Annotated in this window: 9 protein-coding genes; 5 read left to right on the forward strand and 4 right to left on the reverse strand. The window is 74.0% G+C overall.

Translation table 11 applies throughout. The features are described 5' to 3' along the window. Window positions 1-58: 58 nt before the first annotated feature. The 3 genes from DNK56_RS24695 to DNK56_RS24705 all read right to left on the reverse strand — a co-directional run bounded on the left by DNK56_RS24695 (window position 59) and on the right by DNK56_RS24705 (window position 6096). Window positions 59-1663, reverse strand: a complete 1605-nt coding sequence (locus tag DNK56_RS24695) for an alpha/beta hydrolase (protein ID WP_446750472.1) — start codon at window positions 1661-1663, stop codon at window positions 59-61. Between the two features lie 49 nt (window positions 1664-1712). Further along, window positions 1713-3317, reverse strand: a complete 1605-nt coding sequence (locus DNK56_RS24700) for an alpha/beta hydrolase (RefSeq protein WP_111338039.1) — start codon at window positions 3315-3317, stop codon at window positions 1713-1715. A 70-nt stretch (window positions 3318-3387) separates the two neighbouring features. Further along, a complete protein-coding gene (locus DNK56_RS24705) occupies window positions 3388-6096 on the reverse strand; it encodes a lysylphosphatidylglycerol synthase transmembrane domain-containing protein (protein WP_111338040.1) in 2709 nt (902 codons plus the stop codon). Window positions 6097-6308: 212 nt separating this feature from the next. Between DNK56_RS24705 and DNK56_RS24710 the strand changes: the two genes are divergently transcribed. Further along, window positions 6309-6707: an MGMT family protein gene (locus tag DNK56_RS24710; RefSeq protein WP_241990179.1), complete on the forward strand. Its 399-nt coding sequence runs from the start codon at window positions 6309-6311 to the stop codon at window positions 6705-6707. 258 nt (window positions 6708-6965) lie between these two features. Then, window positions 6966-10313, forward strand: a complete 3348-nt coding sequence (locus DNK56_RS24720) for an ATP-dependent helicase (protein ID WP_111338042.1) — start codon at window positions 6966-6968, stop codon at window positions 10311-10313. 39 nt (window positions 10314-10352) lie between these two features. Here the strand turns inward: DNK56_RS24720 and DNK56_RS24725 are convergent, their stop codons facing one another. Continuing rightward, on the reverse strand, window positions 10353-11258 hold the full coding sequence (locus tag DNK56_RS24725) for an SAM-dependent methyltransferase (RefSeq protein WP_111338043.1): 906 nt from the start codon (window positions 11256-11258) through the stop codon (window positions 10353-10355). A 142-nt stretch (window positions 11259-11400) separates the two neighbouring features. Between DNK56_RS24725 and DNK56_RS24730 the strand changes: the two genes are divergently transcribed. The 3 genes from DNK56_RS24730 to nudC are packed head-to-tail and all read left to right on the forward strand — an operon-like array spanning window position 11401 to window position 17103. Next, on the forward strand, window positions 11401-14712 hold the full coding sequence (locus DNK56_RS24730) for an ATP-dependent DNA helicase (RefSeq protein WP_111338044.1): 3312 nt from the start codon (window positions 11401-11403) through the stop codon (window positions 14710-14712). A gap of 10 nt (window positions 14713-14722) precedes the next feature. Further along, window positions 14723-16117: a dipeptidase gene (locus DNK56_RS24735; RefSeq protein ID WP_111338045.1), complete on the forward strand. Its 1395-nt coding sequence runs from the start codon at window positions 14723-14725 to the stop codon at window positions 16115-16117. Window positions 16118-16155: 38 nt separating this feature from the next. Further along, window positions 16156-17103 carry an NAD(+) diphosphatase gene (gene nudC / locus DNK56_RS24740; RefSeq protein ID WP_111338046.1) on the forward strand — a complete coding sequence of 316 codons (948 nt, stop codon included), beginning with the start codon at window positions 16156-16158 and terminating at the stop codon, window positions 17101-17103. The last annotated feature ends 68 nt before the right edge of the window (window positions 17104-17171 follow it).

Raw genomic sequence — 17171 nt, forward strand, 5'->3', positions numbered from 1 at the left:
CGACGCGAAGGGGCCGGTCCGCATGCGCGGGCCGGCCCCTTCGGCACGCCGGGAGCGGCTACGGGCAGGTCTTGCCGTCCGCCGGAACCTCCCCGTCCAGGAAGTACGAGTCCACGGTGGCCGTCACACAGCTGTTGCCGCCGTAGGCGCCGTGCCCCTCGCCCTTGTTGGTGAGCAGCACACCGACGCCCTCGCCCAGCTCGTCCGCCATCCGGCGCGCCCCCTCGTACGGTGTCGCCGGGTCGCCCGTGGTGCCCACGACCAGGATCGGACCGGCGCCCGGAGCGCTCGCCTCCGGATCGTCGTGCGCGCCCGCCACCGGCCAGCCCGAGCACCAGCCCGCCGTGTCCCAGGCCAGGAACGGCCCGAACACCGGGGACAGCTTCTCGAACTCGGGCAGCAGCGCCTTCGCCTCGGCGACCGTGGGCCTGGCCCTGCCGTCCGCGCAGGAGATGGCCCGCTGCGAGTGGTTCTGGGTGTCGTAGTGGCCGCTCCCGTCCCGCCCGTTGTACGAGTCGGCGAGCTGGAGCAGCGGGGCGCCGTCGCCGTCCTCGGCCTTGGCCAGGGCGCGGGTGAGCGTGGGCCAGCTCTCCCGGGAGTAGAGGGGGAGCACGATGCCGGTGATCGCCAGCGATTCGTTGAGCTCGCGATCGGTCCCGGTGGGCAGCGGCTTCGCGTCGATCCGCTTCAGCAGGGCGGCCACCCGCCGGGTGCCCGCCTCCGGGTCCTCGCCCCGGTCCGCGAAGTAGTTGTCCAGGGCGCGCTGGAAGCCGGTCGTCTGATTGCGCGCGTGCCCGGTGCTGTCGGCGGTCGGGTCGACGACCGCGTCGAAGACCGTACGCCCCACCCTCCGCGGGAAGAGGTGCGCGTACGTGCCGCCCAGCTCGGTGCCGTACGACATCCCGAAGTACGTCAGCTTCTCGTCGCCGAGCACCTGGCGGATCAGGTCCATGTCGCGGGCGGCGTTCACCGTGCCGACGTACGGCAGGACCCGGCCCGACATGCGGGCGCAGCCGGCCCCGAAGTCGGCACCGTCCTTCATGAACGCCGCCTCCTCGGCCGCCGTGTCCGGGGTCATGTCCACGCCCTGGTACGCGGTGTCCTGCTCCTGGTCGTCCCGGCAGCGCACCCCGGCGCTCCGCGCCACCCCGCGCGGATCGAAGCCGACCAGGTCGTAGCGGGTGTTCAGGGTGGTGTACGAGGCGGCGGCGCGCGGGAGTATGGAGACGCCCGAGCCGCCGGGCCCGCCGAAGTTGAACAGCATCGACCCCAGCCGCTTGCCCCGGTCCGTGGCCTCCTTGCGGATCAGCGCGATGCCCAGGGTGTCGCCCTTCGGCTTCGCGTAGTCCAGCGGGACCTTTACCGTGGCGCAGCGCCAGTCGGCGCCGGGTGCCTCGCCGCCCCCGGGGGCCTCGCAGCGCTTCCAGTCCGGGCGCTGCGAGGTGAGCGAGGCGGGCAGCCCGTCCGCGCCGGGCGGGGCGTCCGAGGCCGGCGGGGCGGGCGACGCGGCCGTGCCGCCGCCCTTGTCGTCCGAGCCGCCCTCGCAGCCCGCGAGCACCCCCGTCAGCAGCAGTGCGGCGGTGGCGAGTGCCCCGGCCCGTGCGTGTGCGACCACGTCGTACGTCCTCCCCGTCGAGCGCTGCCGGTACGGCAGTTCGCCCATCGTAGGCGGCGCACGACGAGGCCCCACGGGCCGATCCGGGCGGAAGGACCTAGCCGCAGACGGTGCCGTCCGCCGGGACCCGGCCGTCGAGCAGATAGCCGCCGACCGCCTTCTGTACGCAGGCGTCGCCGCTGTTGTACGCGCCGTGCCCCTCGCCCTTGTACGTCAGCTCCACGCCGACGTCCTCGCCCAGCTCCTCGGCCATCGCCTTCGCCCCCGCGTACGGGGTCGCGGGGTCGCCGGTGTTGCCGATGACGAGGATCGGGGCGGAGCCGGCGGCGCTGACGTCGGGGGTCTTCCAGGTGCCCGCGGCGGGCCAGTCGGTGCAGCCCATCAGGCCCCAGCCCAGGTAGTCGCCGAAGACGGGCGACGCCTCCCGGAAGTCGGGCAGCTTCGCCTTCGTCTGCTCCACCGTGAACCGCTCGCGCGAGTCGGCGCAGGTGATCGCGGTGTAGGCGGCGGCGGAGTTGTCGTAGCGGCCGTCCTCGGAGCGGCCGTTGAGGGAGTCGGCCAGGGCCAGGAGCAGGGAGCCGTTCCCGCCGTCGGCCTCGTCCACACCCTGTTCGAGCAGGGGCCAGGTCTCCTTGGAGTAGAGGGCCGCCGCGATCCCGGTGGTGGCCTGGGTCTCGGTCAGTTTGCGGGCGCCGATGCCCCGGATCGGCTTCTTCTCCAGCCGGTCCAGCAGCTCGGAGATGCCCTGTTCGACCTCCTGCCCGTCCGAGCCGGGCAGCTTGCAGGCGTCGCCCCGGTCCGCGCAGTCCTTCGCGAAGTTGTCCAGGGCGAGCTGGAAGCCCTTGGCCTGGCTGAGCGAGGACTCCTCGGCGTTCTCGGTCGGGTCCACGACCGCGTCGAGCACCGCCCGGCCGACGTTCTCCGGGAACAGGTGCGCGTAGACGCCGCCCAGCTCGGTGCCGTACGAGATGCCGAAGTAGTACAGCTTCTCGTCGCCGAGCACCTGGCGCATCAGGTCCATGTCGCGGGCGGCGTTGGTGGTGCCGACGTACGGGAGCTGCCTGCCGGACCGCTTGTCGCAGGCGGCGGCGAACTTCTCGGTGTCCCGGACGAACGCCTTCTCCTCCGCCGCGTCGTCCGGGGTGCCGTCCTCCTGGTAGCGGGCGTCGAGCTGCTTGTCGCTCTCGCACTCGACGCCGTCGCTGTTCCCCACGCCGCGCGGGTCGAAGCTCACCAGGTCGTAGCGGGCGCGCAGTTTGTCGTACTCGGTGCCGAACGCGGGCAGGGTGGCGACACCGGAGCCGCCGGGACCGCCGAAGTTGAAGATCAGGGAGCCGATCCGCTTTTCGGAGCTGATGGCCCTGGCCCGGATGAGCGCGAGTTCGACGGTGTCGCCGGTGGGCTTCGCGTAGTCGAGGGGGACCTTCATGGAGGCGCACTCCCAGTTCGCCCCGCCGGGCAGCGGCGACGGTGGTTTGCCGCCCCCCTGCGCCCGGGAAGGGGCGGGGCACTTCTTCCACGTCAGCTTCTGGTCGGCGAGGTCGGACGGGGTGCCGGTGGCGGCGTTCACCGCGCGGGGCTGCCTCGTCGTCGAGCGGTCGGCCGCTTCCCCGTCACCGCCGTCCGAACAGCCGGCGAGGGGGAGCAGCACGGTCACGGTGGCGGCGAGGGCCGCGGCGCGCAGGGCAGGGGAGGTCCGCATCGCTCCATGCTGCGGTGGTGCCGGGGCGGCCGCACGGGGTGCCGGTCCAAGCGGGTGGCCGGTGGGCCCTTCAGAGTTCGCCCTTGCGCGTGAGGTGGTTGAAGCACAGCCAGCCGGGAAGGACCGGCAGCCACAGGGTCATCAGCCGGAACAGCAGCACGGCCGGAGCGGCGACCTCCTTCGGCAGCCCGACCGCGATCAGACCCAGCGTCAGCGCGCCCTCGACGGCGCCCATACCGCCCGGCGTCGGGGCGGCCGAGCCGAGGGCGTTGCCGGCGAGGAAGACGACCGCGATGCTCGCGTAGCTGAGGTGCGGGGTGTCCGGACCGCTGAACGCGCGGATCGAGGCGTCCAGGCACATCACGAACACGCCGGTCAGCAGGAGCATCCCGCCGATGCCGGTGAGCAGTTTCTGCGGCCGCTGCACGACGTCGAGCATGCGGGGCACGACCCCGGCGAACAGCGACCGGACACGGGTCACCACGAACTTGCGCAGGAACGGGATCGCGGTGACGACCAGGACCAGCACGGCGACCGTCAGCAGCCCGGCGATCACGGTCCTGGACGGGGTGAGCGAGGAGGGCGTCTTCTCGGTGCCGGTCAGATAGCCGAAGGCGCCGAGCAGCAGGATGTGGCAGCCCAGACCGAACAGCTGCGAGGCGCCCACACTCGCCACCGCGAGGCCCGGCCGCACCCCGGAGCGCTGGAGGAACCGGGTGTTCAGCGCGACCCCGCCGACCGCGGCCGGGGCCACGATCTTCACGAACGACCCGGCGACCTGCGCGAGGACCGTCCTGCCGAACGACACCCGCTCGGGCACGAAGCCCAGCAGGCTCATCGCGGCGGCCACATAGCTCAGCGCCGAGAAGCCCAGCGCGGCGGCCACCCAGCCCCACTCCGCCTGCTCCACGACCGCCCCGAAGTCGGCCTCGGTGACCTGCGAGATCAGGAAGTAGGCGGCGATGGCACCGGCGATGAAGCTGAACAGGGTGCGCGGCTTGATGCGTTCCAGGCGGACCGGCTCGACCGGCGCCTGCGGCCGGATCAGCAGCACCTCGCGGCGGATCTGGGAGAGCAGGTCCTCCTCGCGCGCCTCTTCGAGGGCGTCGTCCATGGCCCGCTTCTCGGCCTGCTTCTCGGTGCGCAGCGACTTGCGGGCCGCCTTGCGGCCGGCGTCCCCGGCCGGATGCGCTTCCTCGGCCCTGGCCCGCTTGGCCGCGCCGGACGCCTCCAGGACGGCGTCGCGCTCGCGCTGGGACCGCTCACGGGCGAGCCGGCGCAGCTGCGCGCGGGTGGAGCGGCTGAGCGCGATCGGCTGGAGCAGCGGCAGGCAGTCGGCGACCGCGTCCGGCCCGAGGACGGCGAGCGCGGCGGCCACGGCCCGCTCCGGGCCCACCCGCAGACCGGTGGTGGTGAGCAGCTGCGCGATGTCCATCCGCAGCACCAGATCACCGGCCGCGATCTCGCCGCCGCGCAGATCGGTGACGAACACCTTGCCGAAACGATCCACCAGGATGGCGTCGCCCGTGAGCCTGCGGTGCGCGATCCGGCGCGACTGGAGGGCTTTCACCTGCTGCCAGGCACCCCGCACCACCTCGTCGGTGATCTCGGCGTCCTCCAGGGCGTCCAGGGACCGGCCGCCGATGTGCTCGTAGACCAGCATCACCGCGTCCGGGCCCAGCTCGCTGGTGGCGATGAGCTTGGGCGCGTTGGCCCCGGCGGCGATCGCCGCGTACGCGAGAAGTGCCTCCTGCTCCAGCGCCTGGCGCAGCGACTGGATGGACCGGCGCTGGGTGAAGCCGCGCAGCGTGAGCCTGCGCCACACCCGGTAGAAGAACCCCTGGGCCTGCTGTTCGCGGTCCACGACGGTCACGTCGAGCGGTGGCCCGTGCTCCAGCGACACCAGATAGCGGCGCCCCCGGTCGCTCTGGTCGCCGGAGTCGGGCGCGTCCTCGGCCCGCATCGCGGTGACCGGCCGGAAGCCCACGTGCCGCAGTCCCGCCATCAGGTGCTGGCCGGTCGGGCGGACATTCGGCGAGCCGACCGCGTACAGCGTGCCGTACGCCACCGTCCAGCCGATCAGCACCGTCAGCACGATGGAGAACGGGGTCGTGTAGCCGCCCACCAGCATCGCGAAGGCGTCCAGCAGCAGCACCACCCACAGCACGACCCGCCAGCGCGGCCGTCTCGCCATGCCGACCGCCGTCATGTACGCGATCACCGGCGCGAGGTAGCCGTGCACCGGATCGCTGAACGCGTCGCCGGGCTGCGGCTGGGTCAGCGCGTCCTGCACGGTGTCGGAGGCGGACTTGGCGACCCACAGGTCCGTGGCGAGCGTCACGCCGTGCGCCAGCACCGCGGCCAGCACCCCGTCCGCGATCCGCAGTCCGTCGCGTTTGATCAGCCGCTCGATGGCGAAGGCGACCGGCACGAGCAGTACGGCGATGCTGGAGACCAGCCCGGCCAGCTTGATGAGCAGGTCGGGGGCCTGACCCGTCCCCTTGTTGATGTCCTCCTCAAGACCGGTGGTCGTGCCGTGGGCGAAGGCGGCGACCGAGAACAGCACGACGACCGCCAGCACCCCGATGAGCAGGCGCAGCAGGTCGGAGGGGCGGTGCACCCGGGCGGGCAGCAGCGGTTCGTCGCCGGAGACCCGCTCGGCCTGCGCGGCGTCGGCGGAGGCGAGCGTCGAACCCGCGGAGTGCCCGGCGGGACTCTCCGCCTCCTTGTCCGGACGCGGTTCCGCGTCGGAGGCGTCGGCCGCCTTCGGTGGCTGCACGCCCTGCTCCTTCGTCGCCTCTGGTTGGTCTTCGTCTTCTCGTATCACCGGTCACCGCCCGCACGATGGTGGCACGGCCGACGGACGCAGGGGGGCATCAGGGTGCGATGCGGAGGCGTGCGAAGCGCAAGATACGCAACTTTCACGCCGCGCGCACGCTGCGTGTACGCGCGGACACGGCGCCGCCCCGGCTGTCGGTGGCGTACGACAGAATGGGGCGGGTGAGCGAACACCCGACGGGCGACGCGCTGCCGGAGTACGCGGAGCGCGTGCTCGACGTCGCCGAACTGATCCCGGCCGGCCGCGTCATGACGTACGGCGACATCGCGGAGTGGCTGGAGGAGGGCGGGCCGCGCCAGGTCGGCCGGGTCATGACGCTGTACGGGGGCGCGGTGCCGTGGTGGCGCGTGGTGCGGTCCGACGGCAGGCTGCTGCCGGGCCACGAGCTGCGCGCCCTGGACCACTACCGCGAGGAGAACACCCCGCTGCGGGAGGCCCCCGCGAGCGCGCAGGGCCATCTCCCGCGCCTGGACATGCGGCGCGCACGGTGGGACGGCGTGACGGGCGGCCCGGCGGACGCGCCCGCCGGCGGTGGGGGAGCTCACACCTGACAGCTTCGGCCATCCGGCGGCGGAACGGGCGCAGCCGGGTCGGCGCGGACGCCGACGCGGCGCGGGGGCGGACCGGCGGGGGACCGGGCCGTCCGGGGACGGCCGGACCGGAGCGGCCGGAGCCGCTTCCCGCGAAGAACGTGACGAGCTCCGCAGGCGTCCCGGCGCATTCCGGCAGCGTGCCGGAGTAGCGTCTTCAGTTCGCGGCCGATACCCCGCTCTCACCACCCGTACACCCACCAGGACCGGCGAACCCACGTGAGCACCTCCTCCACCACCCGGCACAGTCCTCACCGTGACGCACGGCCGGGGACCACGGGCCCGTACCGTCTGGTGCGCACCCTGCCGGGTTCGGTGGAGCCCCCTCTCCTGGACGCGGCGCAGCGCGCCGTGGTTGACCACCCCGGCGGGCCGCTGCTGGTCCTCGCCGGGCCGGGTACCGGCAAGACGACCACGCTCGTCGAGGCCGTCGCCGCCCGCATCGCCAAGGGCGCCGACCCGGCCCGGGTGCTGGTCCTCACCTTCAGCCGCAAGGCCGCCGTCGAACTGCGCGACCGGATGGCCGCCCGGCTCGGCGCAGCCCGGGGCCCGCAGGCCACCACCTTCCACTCCTTCTGCTACGCCCTCGTCCGCGCCCACCAGGACGCCGACCTCTTCGCGGACCCGCTGCGGCTGCTGTCCGGCCCGGAGCAGGATGTGACCGTCCGCGACCTGCTGGCCGGCCAGCTCGACCTGGAGAAGGAGGGGCGCCCGCACATCCGCTGGCCCGACGAGCTGCGCGCCTGCCTGACCACGCGCGGCTTCGCCGACGAGGTGCGCGCGGTGCTCGCCCGCAGCCGTGAGCTGGGCCTCGGCCCGGACGCCCTCGCCGCCTTCGCCCGGCGCACCGGCCGGCCCGACTGGGGCGCCGCCGCCCGCTTCCTCGCCGAATACCTCGACGTGCTGGACGCGCAGGGGGTGCTCGACTACGCGGAGCTGGTGCACCGCGCGGTGCTGCTCGCGGAGCGCCCCGAGGTGTCGGCACGGCTCGCCGGAACGTACGACGCGGTCTTCGTCGACGAGTACCAGGACACCGACCCCGCCCAGGTGCGGCTGCTGCACGCGCTGGCCGGCAACCGGGGCAGCACGCCGGGGGGCGGCGGCGGACGGGACCTGATCGCCTTCGGTGACCCGGACCAGTCGATCTACGCGTTCCGGGGCGCCGATGTGAACGGCATCCTGGACTTCCCCGAGATGTTCCGGCGCGCGGACGGCGCGCCCGCCCCGGTCGGCGTCCTCACCACCTCGCGCCGCTCCGGCGACCGGCTGCTCGCCGCCACCCGGCTGCTCACCCGGCGGATGCCGCTCACCCGGCTGCCCTCGGCGAAGGTCCGGGCCCACCGCGAGCTGGGCGCGGTCCGCGAGGGCGGCGCCGTCGAGGCGTACACCTACCCCACCGCCTCCACGGAGCTGGAGAACATCGCGGACCTGCTGCGCCGCGCGCATCTGGAGGACGGGGTGCCGTGGCACGAGATGGCGGTGCTCGTCCGGGCCGGCGGCCGTACGCTGCCCGCCCTGCGCCGGGCCCTGACCTCGGCGGGCGTGCCGCTGGAGGTGGACGGCGACGACCTGGCCCTGCGCCACGAACCGGCGGTGGGCCCCCTGCTGACGGCCCTGCGCGCGGTGGCGACGGCGGCACTGACGGCCGCAGCCGACTCCTCCGACGACCCCGCCGACTCCTCCGACCCCGCCCCCTGGCTCGACACCGAGACCGCGCTCACCCTGCTCGCCTCGCCCCTCGGGGCCATGGACGCCGCCGATCTGCGCCGGCTCGGCCGCGCCCTGCGGGACGAGGAGCGGGCTGCCGGCAGCCGGGTGCCCGCGCCCTCCGGCGCCCTGCTGGCCCGCGCGCTCGCCGAACCGGAACGGCTGGTGACGCACGACCCGTCGTACGCGCGCGGCGCCCAGCGGCTCGGCGCGCTGCTGCGTACCGCCCGCGAACTGCTGGAAGCGGGCGGCACGGCCGAGGAGGCCCTGTGGGCGCTGTGGTCCGGCACCCCCTGGCCGGACCGGCTGGAGCGCGCGGCCCTGCGCGGCGGCGCCGCCGGGCGCAACGCGGACCGGGACCTCGACGCGGTGTGCGCCCTGTTCGACACGGCCGCCCGCGCCGAACAGCGCACCGGCGGCCGGGGCGCGCTCAACTTCCTGGAGGAGGTGGACGCCCAGGACATCGCGGCCGACACCCTCTCCCGGCGCGTGGTGCGGCCCGACGCCGTACGGCTGATGACCGCCCACCGCTCCAAGGGCCTGGAATGGCGCCTCGTCGTCGTCGCCGGTGTGCAGGAAGGGCTCTGGCCGGACCTGCGCCGCCGCGGCTCCCTCCTGGAGGCGGACCGCATCGGCCGCGACGGACTCGCCGAACCCCTCACCCCCGGCGCCCTGCTCGCGGAGGAGCGGCGGCTGTTCTACGTGGCGGCGACCCGTGCCCGTGAACGCCTGGTCGTCACCGCGGTCAAGGCCCCCGCCGACGACGGCGACCAGCCCTCCCGCTTCCTCGCCGAACTCGGCGTCGAACCCAGGGACGTCACCGGCCGCCCGCGCCGCCCGCTGTCCGTCGCCGCGCTCGTCGCCGAACTGCGCGCCACCACCGTCGACCCGGCCGCCTCCGCCGCGCTGCGCGAGGAGGCCGCCCGCCGCCTGGCCCGGCTGGCCGCGCTCAGCGACGACGAGGGCCGCCCGCTGGTGCCCGCCGCCCACCCGCACCGCTGGTGGGGCCTGTACGAGCCGACCCGCTCCGCCGTACCGCTGCGCGACCGGGACCGGCCCGTCGCGCTCTCCGGCAGCGCCCTCGACCAGCTCGCCAACACCTGCGCGCTCCAGTGGTTCCTCGGCCGCGAGGTGAAGGCCGACGCGCCCGCGACCGCCGCCCAGGGCTTCGGGAACGTCCTGCACGTGCTGGCCGACGAGGTGGCCTCCGGCCGTACGCCCGCCGATCTGGCCGTCCTCATGGAACGCCTCGAATCGGTCTGGGACGGACTGGTCTTCGACGCCCCCTGGAAGTCGCGGCAGGAGAGGGAACAGGCGCGCGTCGCCCTCGAACGCTTCCTGCGCTGGCACGTCATGGACCGGTCCGGCCGCACCCCCGTCGCCAGCGAGCACGACTTCGACGTGACGCTGGAGGCGGGCGCGTACGAGGTGCGCATCCGGGGCTCCATGGACCGCGTCGAGAAGGACGCCGAGGGCCGCGCCTACGTCGTCGACTTCAAGACCGGCAAGCAGGCCCCGACGAAGGACGAGGTCGACCACCACCCCCAGCTCGCCGTGTACCAGCTCGCCGTGCGGGAAGGCGCGGTCGACGACGTCTTCGGCGGTACGCGGCCCGAGCCGGGCGGCGCCGAACTCGTACAGCTGCGCCAGGCCGCCCCCAAGAAGGAGGGCGGCGACACCGCGCCCAAGGTGCAGGCGCAGACGCCACCGGACTCCGCGTGGATCTCCGACCTGCTGGCCACCGCGGCCGGGCGCGTCCTGGACGAACGGTTCACGCCCACGACCGGCCGGCACTGCGGGCACTGCGCCTTCAAGGCGTCGTGCAGCGCCCGGCCGGAGGGCCGGCACGTCCTGGAATAGGGGGGGCGGCGGCGGCCCACCGGACCGGGCAGCGGCGGCCTACGCCTTGCGGGCCACCAGGCCGTACACACTGACGTCCGCGTCGGTGACGTCGTTGATGTCCCGGTAGCGCGTACGGTCCAGCTCGTCCAGGCCCGCCACGAACTCGGCGTCCGGATACCGGGCCTCCGGCAGGTCCACGACCCGCTCCGGCCGCCAGCGGTGCACGGGCACGATGCCGGGCTCCAGCAGCTCCAGGCCGTTGTCGGTGACGAAGCGCTCCATCTGGGCGTACGAGCGGCGCACCATGGCGAAGCCGCGCTCCTTGAACGCCTTGGTGACGCCGCCGACCTGCTCCTCGTTGAGGTCGGAGCTGACGTTGCTCAGGACCAGGACGCTGCCGGGCGCCAGCGAGTCCACGAGCGTGCGCACCACCGGGTAGGCCGTCTCGTCCTCGATGAAATGGGTCACGGCCGCCAGGACCAGGGTCACCGGGCGGTCGAAGTCGAGCGTGCGCCGGGCGGCCGCCAGAATCCGGTCCGGCTCCCGCAGATCCGCCTCGATGTAGTCGGTGCGGCCCTCGGGACCGCTGGTGAGCAGGGCCTGCGCGTGCACCAGGACGACCGGGTCGTTGTCCACGTAGACCACTCGCGACTCGGGCGCGATGCCCTGCGCGATCTGGTGCACGTTCTGCTGGGTCGGCAGACCGGTGCCGATGTCCAGGAACTGCCGGATGCCGTCGTGGGCCGCGAGGGTCACCGCCCGGCGCATGAAGTCCCGGTTGTGCCGCACGGTGAGGTAGCCGCGCGGATGGGCGGCCAGGGCCATCGACGCCGCCTCGCGGTCGGCCGGATAGTTGTCCTTCCCGCCCAGGAAGACGTCGTAGACCCGCGCGGGGTGCGCCTTCGTCGTATCGATGCGCTTCCTCGGCTCGGTGGCGTCAGGGGCGGATGCGTCGGCGCTCATATGACCGTCCTCATAAGGCTGTTGGTGTGACCAGCAGACAATTTAGACCCGTTCGGGTGTGACGGGCGCCACCGCGGCCGGGCCGGTCCGGGAAGTTCTCCGGCTTCGCGGGTTGTCGGCGGCGCCGGTTAGCCTCTGTGGAGTGTCCCCGCGCCTCACCGACCCCGAGCAGCTCAAGGAGCTCCTCGGCATCCCCTTCACCCCGGAGCAGACGGCCTGCATCACCGCGCCGCCCGCCCCGCAGGTGATCGTGGCCGGAGCCGGATCGGGCAAGACCACGGTGATGGCCGCCCGTGTGGTGTGGCTGGTCGGCACCGGCCGGGTCGCCCCCGAACAGGTCCTCGGGCTCACCTTCACCAACAAGGCGGCCGGCGAGCTGGCCGAACGCGTCCGCAAGGCCCTCGTCGCCGCCGGCGTCACCGACCCGGACGCGATCGACCCGGACGATCCGCCCGGCGAACCCGCCATCTCCACGTACCACGCCTTCGCCGGCCGGCTGCTGACCGAGCACGGGCTGCGCATCGGCCTCGAACCGGCCACCCGCCTCCTCGCCGACGCCACCCGCTACCAGCTCGCCGCCCGCGTACTGCGCGAGGCCCCCGGCCCCTACCCGGCCCTGACCAGGTCCTTCCCCACCCTCGTCAGCGACCTCCTCGCCCTCGACGCCGAACTCGCCGAACACCTCGTGGACCCCGAGCGGCTCGACGCGTACGACACCGAACTGCTGCGCGCGCTGGAGACCGCGAAGCTCAGCAACGAGGAGCTGCGCAAGATCCCCGCGACCGCCGAGGCCCGCCGCGAACTGCTCGCACTGACCCGGCGCTACCGCGAGGCCAAGCGCAGCCGCGACCTCCTCGACTTCGGCGACCAGATCGCCCTCTCCGCCGAGCTGGCCCTCACCCGCCCCGAGGTCGGCACGATCCTCCGCGACGAGTACCGGGTCGTCCTGCTCGACGAATACCAGGACACCTCCGTCGCCCAGCGCCTGCTGCTCTCCGCCCTCTTCGGCAGCGGCCCCGGCGACGAGCCCACCGGACACGCCGTCACCGCCGTCGGCGACCCCTGCCAGGCCATCTACGGCTGGCGCGGCGCCTCCGTCGCCAACCTCGACGACTTCCCCAGCCACTTCCCGCACGCCGACGGCACCCCCGCCACCCGCTACGCCCTCAGCGAGAACCGCCGCAGCGGCGGCCGCCTCCTCCACCTCGCCAACGGACTCGCCGCCCCCCTGCGCGCCATGCACGAAGGCGTCGAGGCCCTGCGTCCCGCCCCCGGCGCCGAACGCGACGGAATCGTCCGCTGCGCCCTGCTGCCCACCCACACGGAGGAGATCGACTGGCTTGCCGACTCGATCGCCCACCTCGTGCGCACCGGCAAGGCGCCCGGCGAGATCGCCGTCCTGTGCCGCACCGCCGGGGACTTCCCGGAGATCCAGGCCGCGCTGGTCGCCCGCGACATCCCGGTCGAGGTCGTCGGCCTCTCCGGGCTGCTCCACCTCCCCGAGGTCGCCGACCTCGTCGCCGTCTGCGAAGTCCTCCAGGACCCCGGCGCCAACGCCGCCCTGGTCCGGCTGCTCACCGGCCCCCGCTGGCGCATCGGCCCCCGCGACCTGGCCCTGCTCGGCCGCCGGGCCCGCCTCCTCGTCCACCGCGCCACCCACGGCGACGAGGACCACGACCCCGACCGCCGGCTCGCCGAGGCCGTCGAAGGGGTGGACCCGGCCGAGGTGATCTCCCTCGCCGACGCCCTGGACACCTTCCTGGACGGCGGCGGCGAGGAGGACGACGGGCTGCCGTTCTCCGCCGAGGCCCGCGTCCGCTTCGCCCGCCTCGCCGCCGAACTGCGCGAACTGCGCCGCTCCCTCGCCGACCCGCTGATGGACGTCCTGCACCGGGTCCTGGCCACCACCGGCCTGGAGGTCGAGCTGTCCGCGTCCCCGCAGGCCCTCGCCGCCCGCCGCCGCGAGACCCTCGGCAACTTCCTGGACGTCGCCGCCCGCTTCGCCGCCGTGGACGGCGAGGCCACACTCCTCGCCTTTCTCGGCTTCCTGCGCACCGCCGTCCAGTACGAGAAGGGCCTGGACAACGCGCTGCCCGGCGGCGAGAACACCGTCAAGGTCCTCACCGCCCACAAGTCCAAGGGCCTCGAATGGGACGTCGTCGCCGTGCCCGGACTGGTCACCGGACAGTTCCCCAGCACCAGGTCCCGCGAGGCATGGACGGCCCAGCCCCAGATCCTCCCGCACGCCCTGCGCGGCGACACGGCCACCCTGCCCGCCCTGGACGCCTACGACGCCAAGGGCCTCAAGGGCTTCAAGGCGGAGATGAAGGAGCACCAGCACACCGAGGAGCTGCGCCTCGGCTACGTCACCTTCACCCGCCCCCGCAGCCTGCTGCTCGGCTCCGGCCACTGGTGGGGCCCCAGCCAGAAGAAGCCGCGCGGCCCGTCCCCCTTCCTGCACGCGCTGTACGAGCACTGCGCCGCCGGACACGGCGAGATCGAGGCATGGGCCGACGCGCCCGCCGAGACCGACGAGAACCCGGTCCTGGCCGCGGCGTCCGCCGACCACGCCTGGCCGCTCCCGCTGGACGCCACCGCCCTGGCCCGCCGCAGGGCCGCGGCGGACACCGTCCTGGACCTGCTGTCCGGCCCGGCGGAAGCGGCGCCACCGGCTCCGGACGAGGCCCCGTTCCCCGACGACGCGCTCCCCCCGCCGGCCACCCACGTCCCGGCCCCCCGCCCGCCCGCCGACCTCACCCCGGAGGAGGCCCGCACCCTCGCCTCCTGGGACCGGGACCTGGACGCCCTCGCCGGAGAGCTGCGCCGGGCCCGCGCCACCGTGCGCGACGTCCTCGTCCCCGCCTCCCTCTCCGCCACCCAGCTGCTGCGCCTCGCCGACGACCCGGACGCCTTCGCGCGGGAGCTGGCCCGCCCCATGCCCCGGCCCCCGGCGCCGGCCGCCCGCCGCGGCACCCGCTTCCACGCCTGGGTGGAGTCCCGCTTCGAGGAGCTGCCGCTGCCCATGCTCGGCCCCGACGAGCTGCCCGGCGGCGACGAGACGGACGCCGACATCGCCGACGAGCACGACCTCGCCGAGCTGAAGGCGGCCTTCGAGCGCACCCCGTACGCCCGCCGCACCCCGTACCGCGTGGAGACGCCGTTCCAGATCACGCTGGCCGGCCGGGTCGTGCGCGGCCGCATCGACGCGGTGTACCGCACGGGCGACACGTACGAGATCGTCGACTGGAAGACCGGCCGCACCAACACCGCCGACCCGCTCCAGCTCGCCGTCTACCGGCTGGCCTGGGCCGAACTGCACGGACTGCCGCTCGACGAGGTCACCGCCACCTTCCTCTTCGTGCGCACCGGGGAGGCCGTCCGCCCGGCCTCGCTGCCCGGCCGCAGGGAACTGGAGCGCATCCTCCTGGACGAGCCACCTCCCTCGGCCCGATAAGCTGAAGGTCATGAGCGACACCCCGGACAGCGCCGTCCGTACGTACACCGAGCAGCACCGCACAGCCTTCCTCGACGACCTCGCCGAGTGGCTGCGCATCCCCTCCGTGTCCGCCCAGCCGGAGCACGAGGGCGACGTACGGCGCAGTGCCGAGTGGCTGTCCGCGAAGCTGAAGGAGACCGGTTTCCCGGTCACCGAGATCTGGGAGACCGACGGGGCGCCCGCCGTCTTCGCCCACTGGCCGTCCGACGACCCGGCCGCCCCCACCGTCCTCGTGTACGGACACCACGACGTCCAGCCCGCCGCCCGCGAGGACGGCTGGAGCGGCGAACCGTTCGAACCGGAGATCCGCGACGGCCGGATGTACGGGCGCGGCGCCGCCGACGACAAGGGCCAGGTGTTCTTCCACACCCTCGGCGTCCGGGCCCACCTCGCCGCCACCGGCCGCACCGGCCCCGCCGTGCACCTCAAGCTCGTCGTCGAGGGCGAGGAGGAGTCCGGCTCCCCGCACTTCCGCGACCTGGTCGAGCGGCACGCCGACCGGCTCGCCGCCGATGTCGTGATCGTCTCCGACACCGGCATGTGGAACGAGACCACCCCCACCGTCTGCGTGGGGACGCGCGGCCTCGCCGAGTGCGAGATCGAACTGCGCGGCCCGGACCAGGACATCCACTCGGGCTCGTTCGGCGGCGCCGTCCCCAACCCGGCCACCGAGATCGCCCGCCTCGTCGCCGCCCTCCACGACGCGGACGGACGGGTCGCGATCCCCGGCTTCTACGACGGCGTGGCCGAACTCACCGCCACCGAACGCGCCCTCCTCGCCGAGCTGCCCTTCGACGAGGCCGACTGGCTGCGCACCGCCAAGTCCCGTGCCGCGTCCGGCGAGGCCGGATACTCCACGCTGGAGCGGATCTGGGCCCGCCCGACCGCCGAGGTCAACGGCATCGGCGGCGGCTACCAGGGCGCCGGCAGCAAGACCATCATCCCCTCGTCCGCCCGCGCCAAGATCAGCTTCCGCCTGGTCGCCGGCCAGGAACCCGACCACGTCGAGCGGGCCGTCCGCGCCTGGGCCGAGGCCCGCACCCCGGCCGGGACCGACCTGCGGATCACCTTCCTGCCCGCCATCCGCCCCTGCCTGACGCCCCTGGACCACCCGGCGCTCCAGGCCGTGGCCCGCGCCATGGGCAGGGCGTTCGACCGGAAGGTCCTCTTCACCCGCGAAGGGGGCTCCGGACCCGCCGCCGACCTCCAGGACGTGCTCGGCGCGCCCGTCCTCTTCCTCGGCATCTCCGTACCGTCCGACGGCTGGCACGCCCCCGACGAGAAGGTCGAACTGGACCTGCTGTTCAAGGGCGTCGAGACCGCGGCCCACCTCTGGAGCGACCTGGCGGCCGCCCTCCGCTGAATTCTCTGAACGCCCGACCGGGGGAGTAGGAAGCACCTGTGAGCACCTTCGACATCGCCACACCGGACCGGCCCATCGGTCTGACCGCGCCGAGCGGCATCGACCGCGCCGCGCACCACCGCCTCGACGAGGCATGGCTGTCAGCCGCGTGGAGCCACCCGACGACCAGGGTCTTCGTCGTCTCCGGCGGACAGGTGCTGATCGACGACACCGACGACGGCACCGAGCTGGTGATGACGCCGGCCTTCGAGGCACCCGTCACCGAGACCCACCGCTACTTCCTCGGCACCGACGCGGACGGCGTCAGCTACTTCGCGCTCCAGAAGGACACCCTGCCCGGCCGCATGGACCAGTCGGCGCGCCCGGCCGGGCTGCGCGAGGCGGGGCTGCTCCTCGGCCCGCGCGACGCCGCCCTGATGGCCCACGCGGTGGCCCTGGAGAACTGGCAGCGGCTGCACCGCTTCTGCTCCCGCTGCGGCGAGCGCACGGTGATCGCGGCGGCCGGACACATCCGCCGCTGCCCGGCCTGCGGCGCCGAGCACTACCCGCGCACCGACCCGGCGGTCATCATGCTCGTCACCGACGACCAGGACCGCGCCCTGCTCGGCCGCCAGGTGCACTGGCCGGAGGGCCGCTTCTCCACGCTCGCCGGATTCGTCGAGCCCGGCGAGTCGATCGAGCAGTCCGTGGCCCGTGAGGTCTTCGAGGAGGCGGGCATCACCGTCGGCGAGGTCGAGTACGTCGCCAGTCAGCCCTGGCCCTTCCCGTCCAGCCTGATGCTGGGCTTCATGGCCCGCGCCGCGACGTACGAGATCAACGTGGACGGCGAGGAGATCGAGGAGGCGCGCTGGTTCTCCCGCGAGGAGATGACCGCCGCCTTCGAGTCGGGCGAGATGCTGCCGCCCTTCGGCATCTCGATCGCCTCCCGGCTGATCGAGCTGTGGTACGGCAAGCCCCTCCCGAAGCCGGTGCGCGCAGGGGCGTGAGGCCCACAACAGGCACCGCCGCCTCCTCCGGTGCGCTGACCGGAGGAGACGGCGGGTGGCTGCGCGGG

Source organism: Streptomyces sp. AC1-42W (assembly GCF_003248355.1).
GTDB lineage: Bacteria > Actinomycetota > Actinomycetes > Streptomycetales > Streptomycetaceae > Streptomyces.